This is a genomic window from Massilia agrisoli (assembly GCF_020831365.1).
In the GTDB taxonomy this organism is placed as follows: Bacteria; Pseudomonadota; Gammaproteobacteria; order Burkholderiales; family Burkholderiaceae_D; genus Telluria_A; species Telluria_A agrisoli.
This window is the reverse complement of the sequence record NZ_JAJHPV010000012.1, coordinates 92,280-107,943: the sequence shown is the minus strand read 5'-3', so window position 1 is coordinate 107,943 and position 15,664 is coordinate 92,280. Positions and strand designations below refer to the sequence as shown.

14 protein-coding genes are annotated in these 15,664 nt (G+C 68.1%); 5 read left to right on the top strand and 9 right to left on the bottom strand.

The features are described from left to right. Position 1: 1 nt before the first annotated feature. A complete protein-coding gene (nadB, locus tag LMJ30_RS07860; protein ID WP_229431789.1) occupies positions 2-1,615 on the bottom strand; it encodes an L-aspartate oxidase in 1,614 nt (537 codons plus the stop codon). Positions 1,616-1,825: 210 nt separating this feature from the next. Between nadB and LMJ30_RS07855 the strand changes: the two genes are divergently transcribed. Beyond that, a complete protein-coding gene (locus tag LMJ30_RS07855) occupies positions 1,826-3,184 on the top strand; it encodes a TIGR03013 family XrtA/PEP-CTERM system glycosyltransferase (RefSeq protein ID WP_229431788.1) in 1,359 nt (452 codons plus the stop codon). 33 nt (positions 3,185-3,217) lie between these two features. Beyond that, positions 3,218-4,576 carry a PEP-CTERM-box response regulator transcription factor gene (prsR, locus tag LMJ30_RS07850; protein ID WP_229431787.1) on the top strand — a complete coding sequence of 453 codons (1,359 nt, stop codon included), beginning with the start codon at positions 3,218-3,220 and terminating at the stop codon, positions 4,574-4,576. Here prsR and LMJ30_RS07845 read toward each other — a convergent pair. The 3 genes from LMJ30_RS07845 to LMJ30_RS07835 are packed head-to-tail and all read right to left on the bottom strand — an operon-like array spanning position 4,573 to position 6,816. Then, positions 4,573-5,169: a tetratricopeptide repeat protein gene (locus LMJ30_RS07845; protein WP_229431786.1), complete on the bottom strand. Its 597-nt coding sequence runs from the start codon at positions 5,167-5,169 to the stop codon at positions 4,573-4,575. The two genes, prsR and LMJ30_RS07845, sit on opposite strands and share 4 nt — an antisense overlap. Positions 5,170-5,176: 7 nt before the next feature. Then, complete coding sequence (locus LMJ30_RS07840; protein ID WP_229431785.1) at positions 5,177-5,974, bottom strand: hydrolase 1, exosortase A system-associated; 798 nt, start codon at positions 5,972-5,974, stop codon at positions 5,177-5,179. Continuing rightward, positions 5,971-6,816, bottom strand: coding sequence for a hydrolase 2, exosortase A system-associated (locus LMJ30_RS07835; RefSeq protein WP_229431784.1), 846 nt, complete (start codon positions 6,814-6,816; stop codon positions 5,971-5,973). Before LMJ30_RS07835 ends, LMJ30_RS07840 begins: the two co-directional genes overlap by 4 nt. A 297-nt stretch (positions 6,817-7,113) precedes the next feature. On the opposite strand from LMJ30_RS07835, the gene LMJ30_RS07830 reads away from it, so the two are divergent. Beyond that, positions 7,114-8,691, top strand: coding sequence for an acyl-CoA ligase (AMP-forming), exosortase A system-associated (locus tag LMJ30_RS07830; protein WP_229431783.1), 1,578 nt, complete (start codon positions 7,114-7,116; stop codon positions 8,689-8,691). Next, entirely contained in the window at positions 8,688-9,485 is a 798-nt protein-coding gene (locus LMJ30_RS07825) for a class I SAM-dependent methyltransferase (RefSeq protein ID WP_229431782.1), read from the top strand. Before LMJ30_RS07830 ends, LMJ30_RS07825 begins: the two co-directional genes overlap by 4 nt. Here LMJ30_RS07825 and LMJ30_RS07820 read toward each other — a convergent pair. Further along, entirely contained in the window at positions 9,469-10,365 is an 897-nt protein-coding gene (locus tag LMJ30_RS07820) for a polysaccharide deacetylase family protein (protein WP_229431781.1), read from the bottom strand. The genes LMJ30_RS07825 and LMJ30_RS07820 overlap by 17 nt on opposite strands. A gap of 182 nt (positions 10,366-10,547) precedes the next feature. Between LMJ30_RS07820 and LMJ30_RS07815 the strand changes: the two genes are divergently transcribed. Next, on the top strand, positions 10,548-11,672 hold the full coding sequence (locus LMJ30_RS07815; protein ID WP_229431780.1) for a glycosyltransferase: 1,125 nt from the start codon (positions 10,548-10,550) through the stop codon (positions 11,670-11,672). Here the strand turns inward: LMJ30_RS07815 and LMJ30_RS07810 are convergent. The 4 genes from LMJ30_RS07810 to LMJ30_RS07795 are packed head-to-tail and all read right to left on the bottom strand — an operon-like array spanning position 11,627 to position 15,646. Further along, positions 11,627-12,739 (bottom strand): glycosyltransferase family 4 protein, encoded by a 1,113-nt coding sequence (locus LMJ30_RS07810; protein WP_229431779.1) that lies wholly within the window; start codon positions 12,737-12,739, stop codon positions 11,627-11,629. The genes LMJ30_RS07815 and LMJ30_RS07810 overlap by 46 nt on opposite strands. Positions 12,740-12,754: 15 nt before the next feature. Next, complete coding sequence (locus tag LMJ30_RS07805; protein WP_229431778.1) at positions 12,755-13,939, bottom strand: TIGR03088 family PEP-CTERM/XrtA system glycosyltransferase; 1,185 nt, start codon at positions 13,937-13,939, stop codon at positions 12,755-12,757. After that, on the bottom strand, positions 13,936-14,880 hold the full coding sequence (locus tag LMJ30_RS07800; RefSeq protein ID WP_229431777.1) for an XrtA system polysaccharide deacetylase: 945 nt from the start codon (positions 14,878-14,880) through the stop codon (positions 13,936-13,938). The genes LMJ30_RS07805 and LMJ30_RS07800 overlap by 4 nt, the downstream gene beginning before the upstream one ends. Beyond that, positions 14,864-15,646 (bottom strand): XrtA-associated tyrosine autokinase, encoded by a 783-nt coding sequence (locus tag LMJ30_RS07795; RefSeq protein WP_229431776.1) that lies wholly within the window; start codon positions 15,644-15,646, stop codon positions 14,864-14,866. Before LMJ30_RS07795 ends, LMJ30_RS07800 begins: the two co-directional genes overlap by 17 nt. Between the last annotated feature and the right edge of the window lie 18 nt (positions 15,647-15,664).

The following is a 15,664-nucleotide window of genomic DNA, read 5'->3' as shown; positions in this document are numbered from 1 at the left end:
TCTATCGTCGCGGTGGCGTCAGCACGCTTGGCAGCGCCTTCGGTAGCGTGCCCGGGTAGTCGCGGCTGAAGTGCAGGCCGCGGCTTTCGCGCCGGGTCAGTGCGCTGTTGACGATCAGTTCGGCCACATCGACCAGGTTGCGCAGCTCGAGCAGGTCGGGCGTGATGCGGAAGTTGCGGTAATACTCGTCGATCTCTTCTTTGAGCAAGGAGATGCGGTGCTGCGCGCGCTGCAGCCGCTTGGTCGTGCGCACGATGCCGACATAGTTCCACATGAAGCGGCGCAGTTCGTCCCAGTTGTGGGCGATGACCACTTCTTCGTCCGCGTTGGTGACGCGGCTTTCGTCCCATGCGGGCAGCGAAGGCGTCTCCAGCGGCGCCATCGCTGCGATCTCCATCGCGCACGAACGGCCGATGACGAGGCACTCCAGCAGCGAATTGCTGGCCAGGCGGTTGGCGCCATGCAGGCCGGTGCAGGCAGTTTCGCCGACTGCGTACAGGCCGGGGATGTCGGTGCGGCCCGCCAGGTCGGTGACGATGCCGCCGCAGGTGAAGTGCACTGCAGGCACGACCGGGATCGGCTCTTTGGTGATGTCGATGCCAAGTTCGAGGCAGCGCGCGTAGATGGTCGGGAAGTGCTCGACCAGGAACTCGGCGGGCAGGTGGCTGATGTCCAGGTTGACGTAGTCAAGGCCGCGCTTTTTCATTTCAAAGTCGATGGCGCGCGCGACGACGTCACGCGGGGCCAGTTCGCCGCGCTGGTCGTGCATCGGCATGAAGCGCGTGCCGGCTGCGGCGCCGGCTTCCGGCGGCAGCAGCAGGCGTCCGCCTTCGCCGCGGATCGCTTCGGTGATCAGGAACGACTTGGCGAACGGGTGGTACAGGCAGGTCGGGTGGAACTGGATGAACTCCATGTTCGATACGCGGCAGCCTGCGCGCCATGCCATCGCGATGCCGTCGCCGGTCGCGGTGTCGGGATTGGTGGTGTACAGGTAGACCTTGCCGGCGCCGCCAGTGGCCAGCACCGTGTGCTCGGCTTCGACCGTCAGCACGCGGCCGGTCTTCTCGTCCTGCACGTACAGGCCGTGGCAGCGCGTCTCGCCGGGTGCGGGCAGGCCCTGGGCCGCCAGCTTGTCGGAGGTGATGACGTCAATCGCGAAGTGCTGCTCGAACAGGCTGATGTTCGGGTGCGCGCGCACTTTCTGTTCGAGGGTGACCTGCACCGCGTGGCCGGTGGCGTCGGCCGCATGGATGATGCGGCGTTCGCTGTGGCCCCCTTCGCGGGTGAGGTGGAATCCCAGTTCAGCGGTCGGGTCGCGGGTGAACGGCACACCCTGGGCGATCAGCCATTCGATGGCGGCGCGCCCATGTTCGACGATGTAGCGCGTGGCCGCCTCGTCGCACAGGCCGGCGCCCGCAACCAGGGTGTCTTCGATGTGCTTCTGGTGGCTGTCGCCCGAATCGAGCACCGCGGCGATGCCGCCCTGCGCCCAGTTGCTGGCGCCATCGAGCAAGGCGCGCTTGGAGATGATTGCAACCTTGCGGGTTTCAGCCAGGTGCAGGGCGACCGACAGACCGGCCAGGCCGCTGCCGACGATAGCGACATCAAATTTCATGACAGTGTTTAGGTTTTGTACAGAAGCATCACTATAGTCCATTTACCTGGCGCTTGCCTCGCTCCCTGCATGGTCCGGCCGTGCTTGTCCATAGTCAATGCACTAAAGGCAAGATTCGGCAATGATAGAAATGCCTGCTGCCGCATGGCGGGCGCCTTCCATTTGCCGGGAGAAGCTGTGATACGGATCTTCAATCACTACGTTTCCAAGATGGCATTCATCCTGCTGCTCCTCGAGCTGCTGATGTTGCTGGCGTCGGCCAGCGTGGCGTCCGCCTTGTGGTTCTCCGACGGCCGTGGCCACTTCCGGGCCGATAACCTGTACCTGTCGTCGCTCACCTTCGCGCTGGTCATCATTTTCAGCATGAGCGCGCTGGGCATGTACCAGCACAGCACGCGCGAGGGCCTGCGCACCACGCTGATCCGCATCATGCCTTCCTTCGGCCTCGGGTTTGCGCTGCTGTCGGCCCTGATCGCGGTGCGGCCCGACCTGTATTTCGGCCGCGGCATCAGCATCCTGATTTTTGCCATCGGCGCGACCGGCGTGGTGATCACGCGCCTGGTGGTGTTCAAGTCGGCCGAGTCGGCGCTGCTGGAGGCGCGCCTGCTGTTTGTCGGCGGCGGCCAGCTCGCACACGAATGCATCGCGCTGGCGTCGAACAAGTTCGGCTTTCATCAGTTCCACGTCATCGGCTGCGTGCCCGTCAAGGGCGAAGAAAGCTGCGTCCCTGACTCCTCCCTGCTGCCGATGGGCGAGTCGCTGCTGGCGATGGCGCGCAAATACGAAGCAAGCGAGATCGTGGTCACCGTGGCCAACCGCCGCAGCAGCGCCTTCCCGGTGCGCCAGCTGCTCGAATGCGCACTGGGCGGCGTGCGCGTCATCGACGCCGCCACCTTCTTCGAGCGCGAGGCCTGCCAGATCCGCATGGACTCGCTCCAGCCCAGCTACCTGATTTTTGGCGGCGGATTCGACCAGAGTTTCGTGCGCGCCGCAACCAAGCGCAGCTTCGACCTGGTGGCCAGCGGCCTGATCACCGCGCTGACGCTGCCGGTGATGCTGGTGACGGCGGCCGCCATTCTTCTGGAGGACGGCGGGCCGGTGTTCTACCGCCAGGAGCGGGTCGGGCTCGACGGCCGCATCTTCAAGGTGCTCAAGTTCCGCAGCATGCGCACGGATGCGGAGCAGGGCGGAACGCCTACCTGGGCGTCAAAGGACGATCCGCGCATCACGCGCGTCGGCCGTGTCATCCGCAAGCTGCGTGTTGACGAGCTGCCGCAGATGCTCAATGTCTTCCGGGGCGAGATGAGCTTTGTCGGCCCGCGGCCGGAGCGCGCCTATTTCGTGCGCCAGCTCGAACGCGACATCGCCTATTACGGGGTCAGGCACAGCATCAAGCCCGGTATCACGGGCCTGGCGCAAGTGCGCTACCAATACGGCGCGTCGGTGGAAGACGCCATCGAAAAGCTGCAGTACGACCTGTACTACGTGAAGAACAACAGCCTGTTCCTCGACCTGCTGATCCTGATCGATACCGTACAGGTGGTCCTGTTCGGCAAAGGCAGCCGCTAGGAACGCGACACTTGATGTTGACGGAGGACGCCGATGGGCAAGACCAAGCTGCTGGTTGTCGAGGATGACGCTGGCCTGCAAAAGCAGTTGCGCTGGAATTTCGACGAGTACGAGGTCATCGTCGCCGGCGACGGCGAAACGGCCCTGGCCCAGCTGCGCCGCCACCTGCCGCCGGTGGTGACGCTCGACCTTGGCCTGCCGCCCGACCCCGATGGGGCGAGTGAAGGGCTGGCGACGCTGCAGCAGATCCTGGCCGCGGCGCCGGACACCAAGGTGATCATTTTGTCGGGGAACCAGCAGCGCGCCAATGCACTGAAGGCGGTGTCGCTCGGCGCCTATGATTTCCACCAGAAGCCGTTCTGCCCCGCGACCCTGGCGCTGGTGGTGGCGCGCGCGTGCAAGCTGCATGAGATGCAACAGGAGAACCGGCGCATGCTGCAGATTGAGGCGGAGTCGCCGCTGGCCGGCATCGTCACGCGCGACCCTGGCATGCTCAAGCTGTGCCGCGGCGTCGAGAAGGTGGCGTCGTCGTCGGCGACCGTGATGCTGCTGGGCGAATCGGGCAGCGGGAAAGAGCTGGTCGCCCGCGGCCTGCATCGCCTGAGCGCCCGCCATGAACGGCGCTTCGTCGCCATCAATTGCGCCGCCATTCCCGCCGACTTGCTCGAGAGCGAGTTGTTCGGGCACGAAAAGGGCGCCTTCACCGGCGCCGGCCAGCAAACACTGGGCAAGATCGAGCTGGCCAACGGCGGCACGTTCTTCCTCGACGAGATCGGCGACATGGCGCTGCCGCTGCAGGCCAAGCTGCTGCGTTTCCTGCAGGAGCGCGTGATCGAGCGCATCGGCGGGAGGAACGAGATACCGATCGATGTCCGGGTCGTGTGCGCCACCCACCAGGACCTGGCCGCGATGGTGCGCGACGGCCGCTTCCGCGAGGACCTGATGTACCGGCTGCGCGAGATCGTGCTCGAGATACCGCCGCTGCGCGCGCGGGTCGGCGACGCCGCGCTGCTGGCGCACCATTTCAGGAACCGCTTCTGCCAGCATGAGGGCCGCCCGATGATGGCGTTTTCCGACGCGGCGCTGGCGGCGATCGAAGACTACCAGTGGCCCGGCAACGTGCGCGAGCTGGAGAACTGCATCAAGCGCTCGGTGATCATGTCCGATGGCCCGCAGATCAGCGCCGAAGACCTTGGCCTGCCGGTGAAGGAGAACGCGGACGCGGCCATCAACCTGCGCGAGGTGCGCGATGCAGCCGAGTACAAGGTGATGGTGATGGCGCTGGCGCGCTCGGGCGGCAATATCGTCAAGGCGGCCCACCTGCTCGGCGTCAGCCGCCCGACCTTGTATGACCTGATGCACCACCACGGCGTCAAGGCGCAGGTGCCTTAGTCGCCATCCTTCCAGTGGCCCGCTTCAAGCAGCTTGTTCTTCAGGGCGGGCAGCGGGAAGCCGCGCTCGTAGGCCTGGCGCGCATGCAGCTTCGCTTCGGCGAAATCCCCGCGCATCACCAGCAGTATGCCGAGGTTGTAATGCGAGGCCGGGTCGAGCGGATCGATGCGCACCGCTTCGCGCATCTGGAGCAGGGCGGCGTCGGCGCGGCCGGTCTCGAGCAGGTGGCTGGAGAACACCACCCTTACCTTGGCGTCGTCCGGCCGGTAACGCATCGCGCGCTCGAAGTAGCAGTCAACCGTGTACGCCGCACCGTTGACCTTTGCGGCCGCCTCGCGCTGCCCCAGCCGTGCCATTGCCGCCAGCGCGCGGTGGTGGTTGGGATAGTGTTCCAGGGTGGTGGCGATGTTTTCACCGGGCCGGATCGCAGTGCGCCGGATCGCTTCGATGTCGGGGGTGAAGTGGAAGGCTTCGACCAGCGCAAGGTTGCGGCGGTCCTTCGCACTGGTGTAGTCGCCGCCGATGGCGTACTGCCTGATCTCGCCGCAGTCTGGCGCGCCCAGTACGGCCAGCAGCAGGATGGCGTCGATCATGTGGGGCCTACCATACGACAATCCAGTGCGCGGCGACCTGCGCGACTTCATCGCGCCATTCACGGCTGGCGAAGGTGTGGTTGGCGAGCGGGATCTCGACGCGCCGGCACTTGAGCTCGTGCTTGCCGATCAGCTGGTCGAACTCGCGCGCGCTGTCGTCGGCGCCACCCATGATCACCAGCAGCTGCCCGTCGAAGCAGGACAGCCCGGCCAGGACGCGCTGCGGCAGCGCCACGGTATGATCGGCGGCCGCCTCGCGCAGGTGCTGGCGCAGCGCGGCCGCGCTGGCGGCGAAATCGACATTGCCGGTGGCGACCTTTTTCCAGAATCCGAGTTCGCCAAGCCGGCCAAGATAATACTGGCGCGCGGGGCGGATCGCAGGCGCCGGCGCCTCGATGCGCGGATTGAGCAGGATCAGGCCGCGAACGCGCTGGTCGGCATGGGCGTAAAGCGCAGCCGCGGTGGCGGCCTCGCCAAGGCCCCAGATAACGATTTCCTTCATGTCGGGCATCTGCATGAAGAACTCGGCGATCGCCGCGCGGATGTCTTCATCGATGCTGTCGCAGCGGCGCGGTTCGCCCTCGCTGTCGCCGCAGCCGCGGTGGTCGAAGCGCATGACGGGGATGCCGCGGCCAGCCAGCGTGCGTGACAGCAGCGCGAACTGGCGGTGGCCGCCAACCCGGTACTGGGCGGCGTCGGTGATGACCAGCAGGCCGCGCTCGATCGGGCGTTCCGGCACGTCGATGATGCCGACCAGGCAGCTGCCGGCGCAGCAAAAGCGCAGCGCGCGCTGGTCGAATTTCATGGCTCGGCCCCGAACACGGCGCTGGTGGCCGCCAGCAGGGCGGGGCACTCGGCTTCCTCGATCGGGTTCCAGAACGGCACCCCGTCGACCGCATGGAATTGGACCGTCGCGCCGCGCTCGCCCCAGCGGCGGGTCAGCCGCGCGGCGCTGGCGGCCAGCCGCGTCGGCGCGGGCGCGCCGCTGGCGAACCAGTGGATCGGGCAAGGCGGCACGGCCAGCGCGACGGCGTCGCAGGCGTCGACGGCCTGCGCCAGTTCGCGCGCCAGCGCATAGCCCCCGACTTCGATGCTGCCATGGGCCGCAAGGTAGGCGCGCAGGGCGGCCGTGCTGCGCGGCGAGCCGGGTGGGGGATTGTCGCCCTGTGCGATCAGCTGCTCGCGCAGGAAGTGGTTGATGCAGCTGCGTCCCTGCATGAAGGGCTGCCACAGGATGATGCCGTCGACCGGCGTGCTGCTGGCGAAATCGAGGGCCAGCAGGCCGCCCAGGCGCAGGCCCCACAGCTGGACCGGGCCGGCGCTGCGTCCGCGCAGCCACTCGAGCGCCACGCCGAGGTCGCGCTTCCAGATGTCCCAGCGCGCCGCGGAAAAGTCGCCGCAGCTGTCGCCGCAGCCGAACAGGTCGATCTGGAACACGGCATAGCCCAGCGCGGCAAAGCGGCGCGCCTGCAGCAGCGCCATGCGGCGCGTGCGGTTGAGTTCTTCGGCGAACGGGTGGACATACAGGATGGCGCCGCGTTCGGGGCGATGGGGGTCGGGCGCGTGGTACAGGCTGAATCGGGTGCCGGGATCGGCATCGAAGAAAAACGCTTCCACGCGCGGGGTGGACACCAGCGGGGCGTTCATGGGTCTGGCCTCTCTTGCACATCTGTCGCACGCCGCGCATGAGAGGCTGCCGCCAGCCCGGGCCAGGTGCGAACGAGATGCATGACGTTGTCGGTTGGTCGCATGGCGGCTCCACGTTAATTGCGTTGCGGAAAGCGTTGTTTCGCCTTCTACCCCTGATTCATTAGACACCCCTGAAAAGCGGCTCATCTTGAGTGCGCACAAGCTCATGCGGAGCGTGCAAAAGTTGACGTTGATCAATAAGGCCAGTGCAAATTTTCACAATGATGGGTTGGTGGCGCCCATAGAGGAGACGACATGGCTGAACTGATTCATGAACTGATCGGGGAGAGCGCGGACCGCCGCCCGCTCGCCGAGGCATTGGTCGACGGCGGGCTGCGCCTCACTTACCGCGAACTGGCCGAGCGCGTGGCGGCGGCAGCCCACGGGTTTGCCGCGCTCGGGCTGGAGCGTTTCGACCGGGTGGCGATCTACATCGAGAAGCGCCACGAGGCGGTGGTGGCGATGTTTGGCGCCGCCGAGGCGGGCCTGGTGTTCGTGCCCGTGAACCCGCTGCTGAAGCCCGCCCAGGTGGCGCATGTGCTGCGCGACAGCAGCGCGCGCCTGCTGGTGACCACGCGCGCCCGCCTCGATGGCCTTACCGGCATCCTGGACGAGTGCCCCGAACTGCGCCACGTCGTTGTCGCCGACCCCGAAGCGCCGCGCCACAAAGGGCTGGCGGTCACCGCCTGGCGCGAATGCCTGGCGCACGGCGGCGGCGCCGCGCTGCACCGCTGCATCGAGACCGACATGGCCGCGCTGCTCTACACCTCCGGCAGCAGCGGGCCGCCGAAAGGCGTGGTGCTGTCGCACCGTAACCTGGTGGCCGGCGCGGACAGCGTCGCGCGCTACCTTGGCAACAGCCCGGCCGACCGCATCCTGGCCGTGCTGCCGCTCAGTTTCGACTACGGCATGAGCCAGCTGACCACCGCGTTCGCCAGCGGCGCTTCGGTGGTGTTGATGAACCATGTGCTCACGCGCGACATACCAGAGATGATCGACCGCGAGCGCATCACCGGGCTGGCCGCCGTCCCCACCCTGTGGATCCAGCTGGCCAACCTCGACTGGCGCGGCCGGCACCAGCTGCGCTACATCACCAGTTCCGGTGGCTGCATGCCGCGTCCCACGCTGGCCACGTTGCGCGAGGCGCTGCCGCGCACCCGCATCTACCTGATGTACGGGCTGACAGAGGCTTTCCGCTCCACCTACCTGGCGCCGGAGCAGGTGGACAGCCGGCCCGACTCGATCGGCAAGGCGATCCCGAACGCCGAGGTGCTGGTGCTCGACCCTGAAGGGCGCGCCTGCGGGCCGGGCCAGCCGGGCGAACTGGTGCACCGGGGCCCGCTGGTGTCGCTGGGTTACTGGAACGATCCGGTGCAGACTGCGCGGCGCTTCCGGCCGCTGCCGCCGTGCGCCGGCCAGCCGCGCCCCGACGCGGCGGTCTGGTCCGGCGACACCGTGCGGATGGACGAGGAAGGCTACCTGTACTTCATCTGCCGCACCGACGAGATGATCAAGACCTCGGGCTACCGCGTCAGCCCCACCGAGATCGAGGACGTGCTGTACGCGACGGGGATGGTGGGCGAAGCGGTCGCGCTGGGCGTGGCCCACCCGGTGCTCGGGCAGGCGGTCGCGGTGGTGGCCACCCCCAACGAGGACGGCATTCCGGATTCGGCAACCCTGCTGGCGGCCTGCAAGGCGCGGCTGCCTTCGTACATGCAGCCGGCGCTGGTGGAGATTCGTCCGGGCCCGCTGCCGCGCAACCCCAACGGCAAGTTCGACCGGCGCATGCTGGCAAACGAACTGGCGCATTTGTTCGCCGAGGTCGTCCCGTGACACGGGAGCCGGGCTGGCGCCAGGGCGGCGACGGCGATCCGGCGCAGCTGGTCGAAGAGCGCGGCGCGCGCCAGGCCGCGCAGGATCGCCTGGGCGTCATCGCGGCCGCGCTGGCGCGCGCTACCGGCCGCACCAGCGCGGCGCTGCAGGTGGCCGACGTGGGCTGCGGCACGGGCATCCAGTGCCGGCTGTGGGCGGGGCGCGGGCACCAGGTGTATGGCGCCGACATCAACAAGGCGCTGATCGCGCTGGCCCGCAAGCGCGCCCGGGAAGCGGGGCTGGGGATCAGCTTCGAGGTCGCGTCGGCGACCGCGCTTCCGTGGCCCGACCGCTCGATGGACCTGTGCATCGCGCCCGAGCTGATTGAACACGTGGCCGACTGGCGCGGCTGCCTGGCCGAATTCGTCCGCATCCTCAAACCGGGCGGCGTGCTCTACCTCAGTACCAGCAACATGCTTTGCCCGGTGCAGGACGAATTCAAGCTGCCGCTGTATTCGTGGTATCCGGCCTTCGTCAAGCGGCACTACGAGGACCTGGCCTGCACCAGCCGGCCCGACCTGGCAGGCTACGCGCTGCAGCCCGCGGTCAACTGGTTCACGTGGTACGGCCTGCGCAACCACCTGGCGCGCCACGGCATGACCAGCCTTGACCGCTTCGACATGCTCGACGCCAGCGCGCGCGGACCGGCGCTTCGGGCCGCATTGCGGCTGCTGCGGGCGCTGCCGCCGCTGCGCTTCTGCGCCCATGTGGCCACCCCGAACACTACCCTGCTGGCGATCAAGCCGGCGTCCTGACCAAGTTGCAGGCCATGCGCAGCAGCAGGCCGGGCGCGCCACGTTCCGGCGGCGTGAAGCGCGGCAGCAGCATCGGGTCGGTGTCGTGGCGCGCGGCGCCGCTTGCGCTGGTGACCGCGGCGTCAAAGCCCTGGCTGCGCAGCATGTGCACGTGGCGCATTTCGAAGTCCTGGCCCGGCTTGCCGCTCGGGTAGGCGAACAGGCGCACCGGCGCCTGGATGATCTCCTGCAGGCGCGCGCGTCCGTTGGCGATTTCGGCGCGCGCGTCCGCGTTCGAGATCGATGTCAGCACCGGGTGGCTGACCGTCTGCGCGCCGATCTCCATGCCGGAGCGGTGCAGGGCCAGCACCTCGTCGGAGGTCATCATGGTTGGCGCGAAGCTGCGCGCCATGCTGCGGATGCGCTCCAGGCGCTCGCCGTGCGGCAGGCGGCCCAGCGTATCGATCAGCATGTCGATGACGGCGCGCCGCCGCACCGGGCAACCGAGGTCGTAGGTGGCGAAGCCGCTGGACGTCAGGTTCAGGCGGTCGCCGGTGGCGCTGCGCACCACGTCGATGACCGCGTCCTTCCACATGCAGCCGCCGTCGAGGAAGCCGCTGGCGACGAAAAAGGTGGCCGGCACGCGGTGGCGCTGCAGGATCGGCAGCGCCACCGAGGCATTGTCGGCATAGCCGTTCTCGAAGGCGATGCAGGCGGCGCCGCCAGGCAGGGTGCGCTCGCGCAGGCGGCGCACCGCGTCGGACAGGGGCAGCACGCGGAACCAGCGCGTCACCAGCCGGAGCTGCTGCTCGAACCGCAGCGCGTCGAGCTGTTCGGGGAACAGCGGGTCGGGCCTGGCGAGCACGCGGCGGTAGATCAGGATCGAAAGCGGTACTTGCATGTAACCCGGTCCAGGCTGGTGAAGGGAAGGGCCGGCGGCGCGTTGTGGATTGATACCTGTCAACGTTTCACGGGAGCCGGCCACTACACTGAATTGAATCAGGTGCATCGAATATAGACCGGCAGCCTTGCAGAACTGTTGAGCCTGCTCATAGTGCAAACCCTTTCAAGGCGGAGAGAGATATGCGTATCGGAATCCTGTCGTACCCGATGCTGTTCCAGCGCGAAGGCAGCCTGCAGATCCAGATCCGCGAGACGATCCGCGCACTGAACCGGCTCGACAGCGTCGACGGCGAAGCAATTTCGGTGGAGCTGGTCGACCCGTGCCGCGGCAAGCTTGGCGCGTATGACCTGATCCACGTGTTCGCGGCCATCCACGGCAACCACCGCATCGTCGAGGCGGCGTCGGAACTGGGCGTGCCGGTGATCCTGTCGCCCCTGATCTCGCCCGGCTGGAACCGCTCCAGCGGCACCAGGGCGCGCGTCGCCGACCGCCTGCTCGGCAACCTCACCGCATGGAATGTCGAGACCAGTTACGCGCAGACGCGCCGCGCGCTGCAGCTGGCCACCCTGATCGTCGCGCTCGGCGAGGCGGAAAAGCGCGCCATCGGCGAGGCCTTCCTGGTGTCGCCTGCGCGGGTGCGCGTGTTCCCGAACGGGATCTCGCCGCAATTCTTCAGCGCCGACGGCGCGCTGTTCCGCGCACGCACCGGCATCGAAGGCCCCTTCGTGCTGATGGTTGGCGCCATCGCGCCGCACAAGGACCAGCTGGGCATGGCGCATGCGTTGTCCGAAATGGCGTTGCCGTTCGTGCTGATCGGCGAGGCACAGGAGCGCGACCAGGACTACCTGGCGCAGGTAAGGCAGGTGCGCGGGGTGACCTGCATGGGCAAGCTGCGCCACGACGACCCGCTGCTCGCGAGCGCCTTCGCCGCCGCCGCGGTGTTCGCCTTGCCGGGGCAAGCCGAGGTCCAACCCATGCCGGCGCTTGAAGCGCTGGCGGCCGGCACGCCGGTGGTCAACAGTTCGGGCAGCGAGCTGACGATTGCCGACAGCGAGTTTGCGCTCAGGACGGTGACGCCTGGCGACACCACCGGCATCAAGCGCGCCGTGCTGGGTTTTATCGACGCGCCCCCGGGGCGCGCCGCAGTACGCGTGCTGGTTGGCGAGCTGACCTGGGACCGCATCGCCCAGCGTATCGCGCGCTGTTACCTGGAGGTGATTGGCGCCGAGCCGCGCGAGGATTTGGCAGCCGGCCTGGTTCAACACGCCACATCTTCCAGCAGCCGCTTGTACACCGGGCCGTAACTGCGCGCCGCCGCTTCCCAGCTGCGCTCGGAGGCCGCGAAGCTGCGCGCGCGTTCACGCAGCGGCTGCATGCATGCCGGCTCGGCCAGCAGTGCGGCCACCGCATCGGCCAGGCTGTCCACGCTTCCCGCTTCGAACAGCACGCCGTTGCGACCGTGGTCGACAAGTTCGCGGTGCGGCGCGGTGTCCGAGGCCAGCACCAGTGCGCCGTGCGCCATCGCTTCCAGCGGTTTGCGCGCGGCCGCCAGCGAGACCGTTGGCAGCGCCGGGAAAATAACGATATCCGCGGCCTCGCAGATCGCGCCGAACTCGTCGCGGTCCGGCTTGCCTGCAAAAATGACCGCGGTGCCGAGCGCGGTCGCCCGGCCCATCAGCGCTGCCTGCGCCGGGCCGCTGCCAGCAAGTACCAGCCGCAGTGCCGGGTACATGCGCAGCAGTGGCGCCATCGCAGTCACCAGCAGGTGTACGCCGCCGCGTTCTTCAAGTGGGCCGGCGTAGGCAATCAGCGGGTCGCCCCGCCCGGGCAGGTAGGCAGGCCAGGGAGCGATGGCAGGGCGCGGCTGCTCGATCGCCGGGTGCACGACGCTGATGCGCCCCTCCGCAACGCCGCGCCTTAGCAGCTCGCCGCGCAGCGCGAAACTGTCCGCGACAACCGCCGCGGCCGCGCGGGCGGCATAGTTATCCAGCATGGAGATGGCGCCGCCTTGGAGCTCCACCAGCACCGGCACGTCGCTGCGCCAGCCCGCCCACAGCGCCGCGGCCGCGTTGAGGGCCGGCGGGTGCGCGTGGAGGATGTCCGGGCGCGCCAGCCTGATGGCGTGGCGTATGCGGCGCGCCATGCGCCGTGCCAGCAGGAGTGGCGGCAGCCAGCCGGGTCCGGGCGCGGTGCGGATAAAGTGCCAGCCGTCGCGGTTGCGGTCCTCGGTCTCGACCTTGCCCTGGGCCGGGCCGGTCAGCTGCACCGTGTGCCACCCGAGCGCGCGCTGCTGCCGGAGCAGCGACAGCGTGCGGTGCGAGTAGGCGGTGTGGACCGGAACCGAATGATCGAGCACGTGCAGGATGCGCATGCGGGCATCCCCGGTTCAGGCGCCATTGGCAAGCGTGTGCGGGCAGGGCGGCGGCTGGGTCAGCGAATCGTAGACGGCCATGTAGCCGCGCGCCATCGCCGGCAGGCTGTGCTGGGCGATGACCTGGCTGCGCGCGCGCATGCCGTGGCGCGCTCCCATCTCCGGAATCCGGCAGTAATCGGCGATGGCGGCCGCCATCAGTTCGGGCGACTTGGGCGGCACCAGGATGCCGGTAAAGCCGGGGCGTACCAGCTCCGTATTGCCGCCTACCGCAGTGGCGACCACCGGCAGGCCGGTGGCCATCGCCTCGAGGATGGTGTTGGAGCTGCCCTCGGCCAGCGACGGCAGCACGAACAGGTCCATCGCGCGCAGCAGCTGTGGAATGTCGCCGCGTTCGCCCGGCAGCCAGGCGCGGTGCGAGGCGCCGGCCCGGGTCAGCATGTCGAGGCACTCGGCGCGCGCCGGCCCGTCGCCGACGATCATCAGCCGCAGGCGCTGGTGCGCCGGGTGTGGCGAGGCGATCAGGCGCAGGAAGGCGTCCACCAGGGTGACGTGGTTTTTGACGTCGACCATGCGGCCGACGCTGCCGATCACGAAGGCGTTGTCCTGCATGAAGCCAGCCGGTCCGATGGCCGCAGGCGGGCCGAGGCGCGGGTGGAACTGGATGCTGTCGACGCCATTGGCAATCTGCGACACGCGCCCAGGCTCCGCGCCGACGCTGTCGATCAGCCAGTGTTCGAGGTCGGCGCTGACCGCGATGAAATGGCCGATCAGCGGCCTCAGCAGGCGGCGCAGCAGCTGGTACTTGAGGCGCTTGCCATACAGGTCGAACATGTCGCGCCCATGCTCGCCATGCACGCGCAGCTTGACCCCGGCCAGCGCGGCCACCAGCTGGCCTTCGAGGCCGCACAGGTTGCGGGTGTGGATCAGGTCGGGCTGCAGCGCGCGCAGGGCCTTGAACATGCGCAGGTAGTGGCCGAAGTCCTTGCCCTCGCGCTTGTTCAGGCTGATGATCTCGACGCCGCGGGTCTGCAGCTGCGATTCGAAGTCCGAATAGTCCTTCAGGCAGACGATCGCGTGCCGGTAGCGGTCCGGCGGCATGTGCTTGATCAGGTTGATGAGGCCATTTTCAAAGCCGCCTGCATCCAGTTGGTGGATCAGGTGCACTACCAGCCTTGGCTGTTCAAGAGACACTGTCATGATCGACTCCGCACGGGTTGGACGGCCGCGTCGCTGCGGGAAAAGCCTTGCCAGCGCGGCCGCAGCTGGCTTCGGAAGACGGGTTCGGAGACGCCGGGCAGCATCGGGAATACCTCATCGATGCGGCCCCAGCGAAACTCACGGGTCAGGGCCAGCAGGCGCGGCTCGGTGCGGCCCAGGTTCAGGTAGTGCAGCAGCCGCGCGCCAGGCGGCAGGCCGGCGATGCGCGGCTGCCCGGCATCGACTTCCCACGCGCTGAAACCGAAGATGGCAGGCTGGCGGTCGATCCGGTTCACGCTGCGCAGCAGTGCGCGCGACAGCGGGTAGGGGAGCAGGCGGAAGCTGGCGCCGCCGCCGGCCGGCAGGTTATACCCGAGCACGCGCGCGGTGGAGCGGGGCAGCTCGAGGATGCCCGAGGCCCCGGCCGGAAAGCACGCGAAACGCGGCGCGTCCGCGCGCTGGCGGCGCAGCAGCGGATAGCTGCTGGAGCTGTAGCGGTAGCCGGCGTGGTACAGGGTGTCCAGCGCCCAGCGGTGTTCGGGACCGACCGAGCAGGCCGGCGCGCGGTAGCCGATCACGGCGTCGCCAACCAGGTCTTCGAGCACCCCCTTGCTGCGGATGGCGTCGCGCCTGAACTGGACGCGCGACTGCCTTGAGGCCTTCTGGTGCGTATAGCCATGGCTGGCGATCTCGTGCCCGGCCGCGTCGATCGCCCTGACCATGGCCGGATAGCGGCGCGCGATCCAGCCCAGCGTGAAGAAGGTGGCGCGCACCTGGTGCTGGTCGAGCAGGGCAAGCACGACGTCGATATTGCGCTCGATCCGGCACGGCATGTGGGCCCACGCGGCCTGGGGCGCGAGTGTATCGACTGCGTCGGCGTGAAAATAGTCCTCGACGTCGACCGTCATCGCATTGCGCACCTTGTCAGTCGTAGTAACCATAATAGTCGCCCCCCGGGAAGGACCGCGCCTTGTTGCAGATAAGGCTGATATGCGGGCAGTGGTCGAGGCGGCGCAGGGCCTCCTTGACAGCGCCCTGGGTGGTCGCTTCGGCTTCGATCACCATCACCACCTGGCCCATTTGCGCGGCCAGCACGCTGGCCTCGGTGGTCAGGAGCAGCGGCGGCGAATCGAAGATGACGATCCGGTCCGGATAGCGGTTGCTGATCTCGACCAGAAGGGCGCTCATGGTCTGGCTGGCCAGCAGTTCGGTGGCGTGCTTGTTGTTGCGGCCGGCCGGCAGCAGGCTGAGGGTCTCGATATTGGTCTTCAAAATGACATCGGCCACGCCCAGCTTTTCGCTGAGGAGGATGTCCATCAGGCCAGGCGCGGCGCCCAGGCCAAGCACCTTGAGCACCGACGGGCGAGCGACGTCGGCGTCGACCAGCAGCACCGTGTGGTCCTTCTCCATGGCGATGCTCATGGCCAGGTTGATCGCGCAGTAGGTCTTGCCTTCGCCGGGCAGCGCGCTGGTGACGACGATCAGGTTGCGGTTGGCAGTGCCGCTGCCGGCATGCAGCGCGTTGCGCAGCAGCGGGCGCTTGATGATGCGGAAGTCCTCGGCCGCGCTGGTGCGCCCGCCATCGTGCGTCACCATCCCCATCTGGTGCAGGCGCGCGAGGTTGATGTCGACATAGCGGCGCGGGTCGGCGCTGTGGTCCGGGTCGGCCAGGGCCACGCCCTGGTCGTGCGTATCTGGAGTTTCCATGTTTATCCCTCGTTGCGC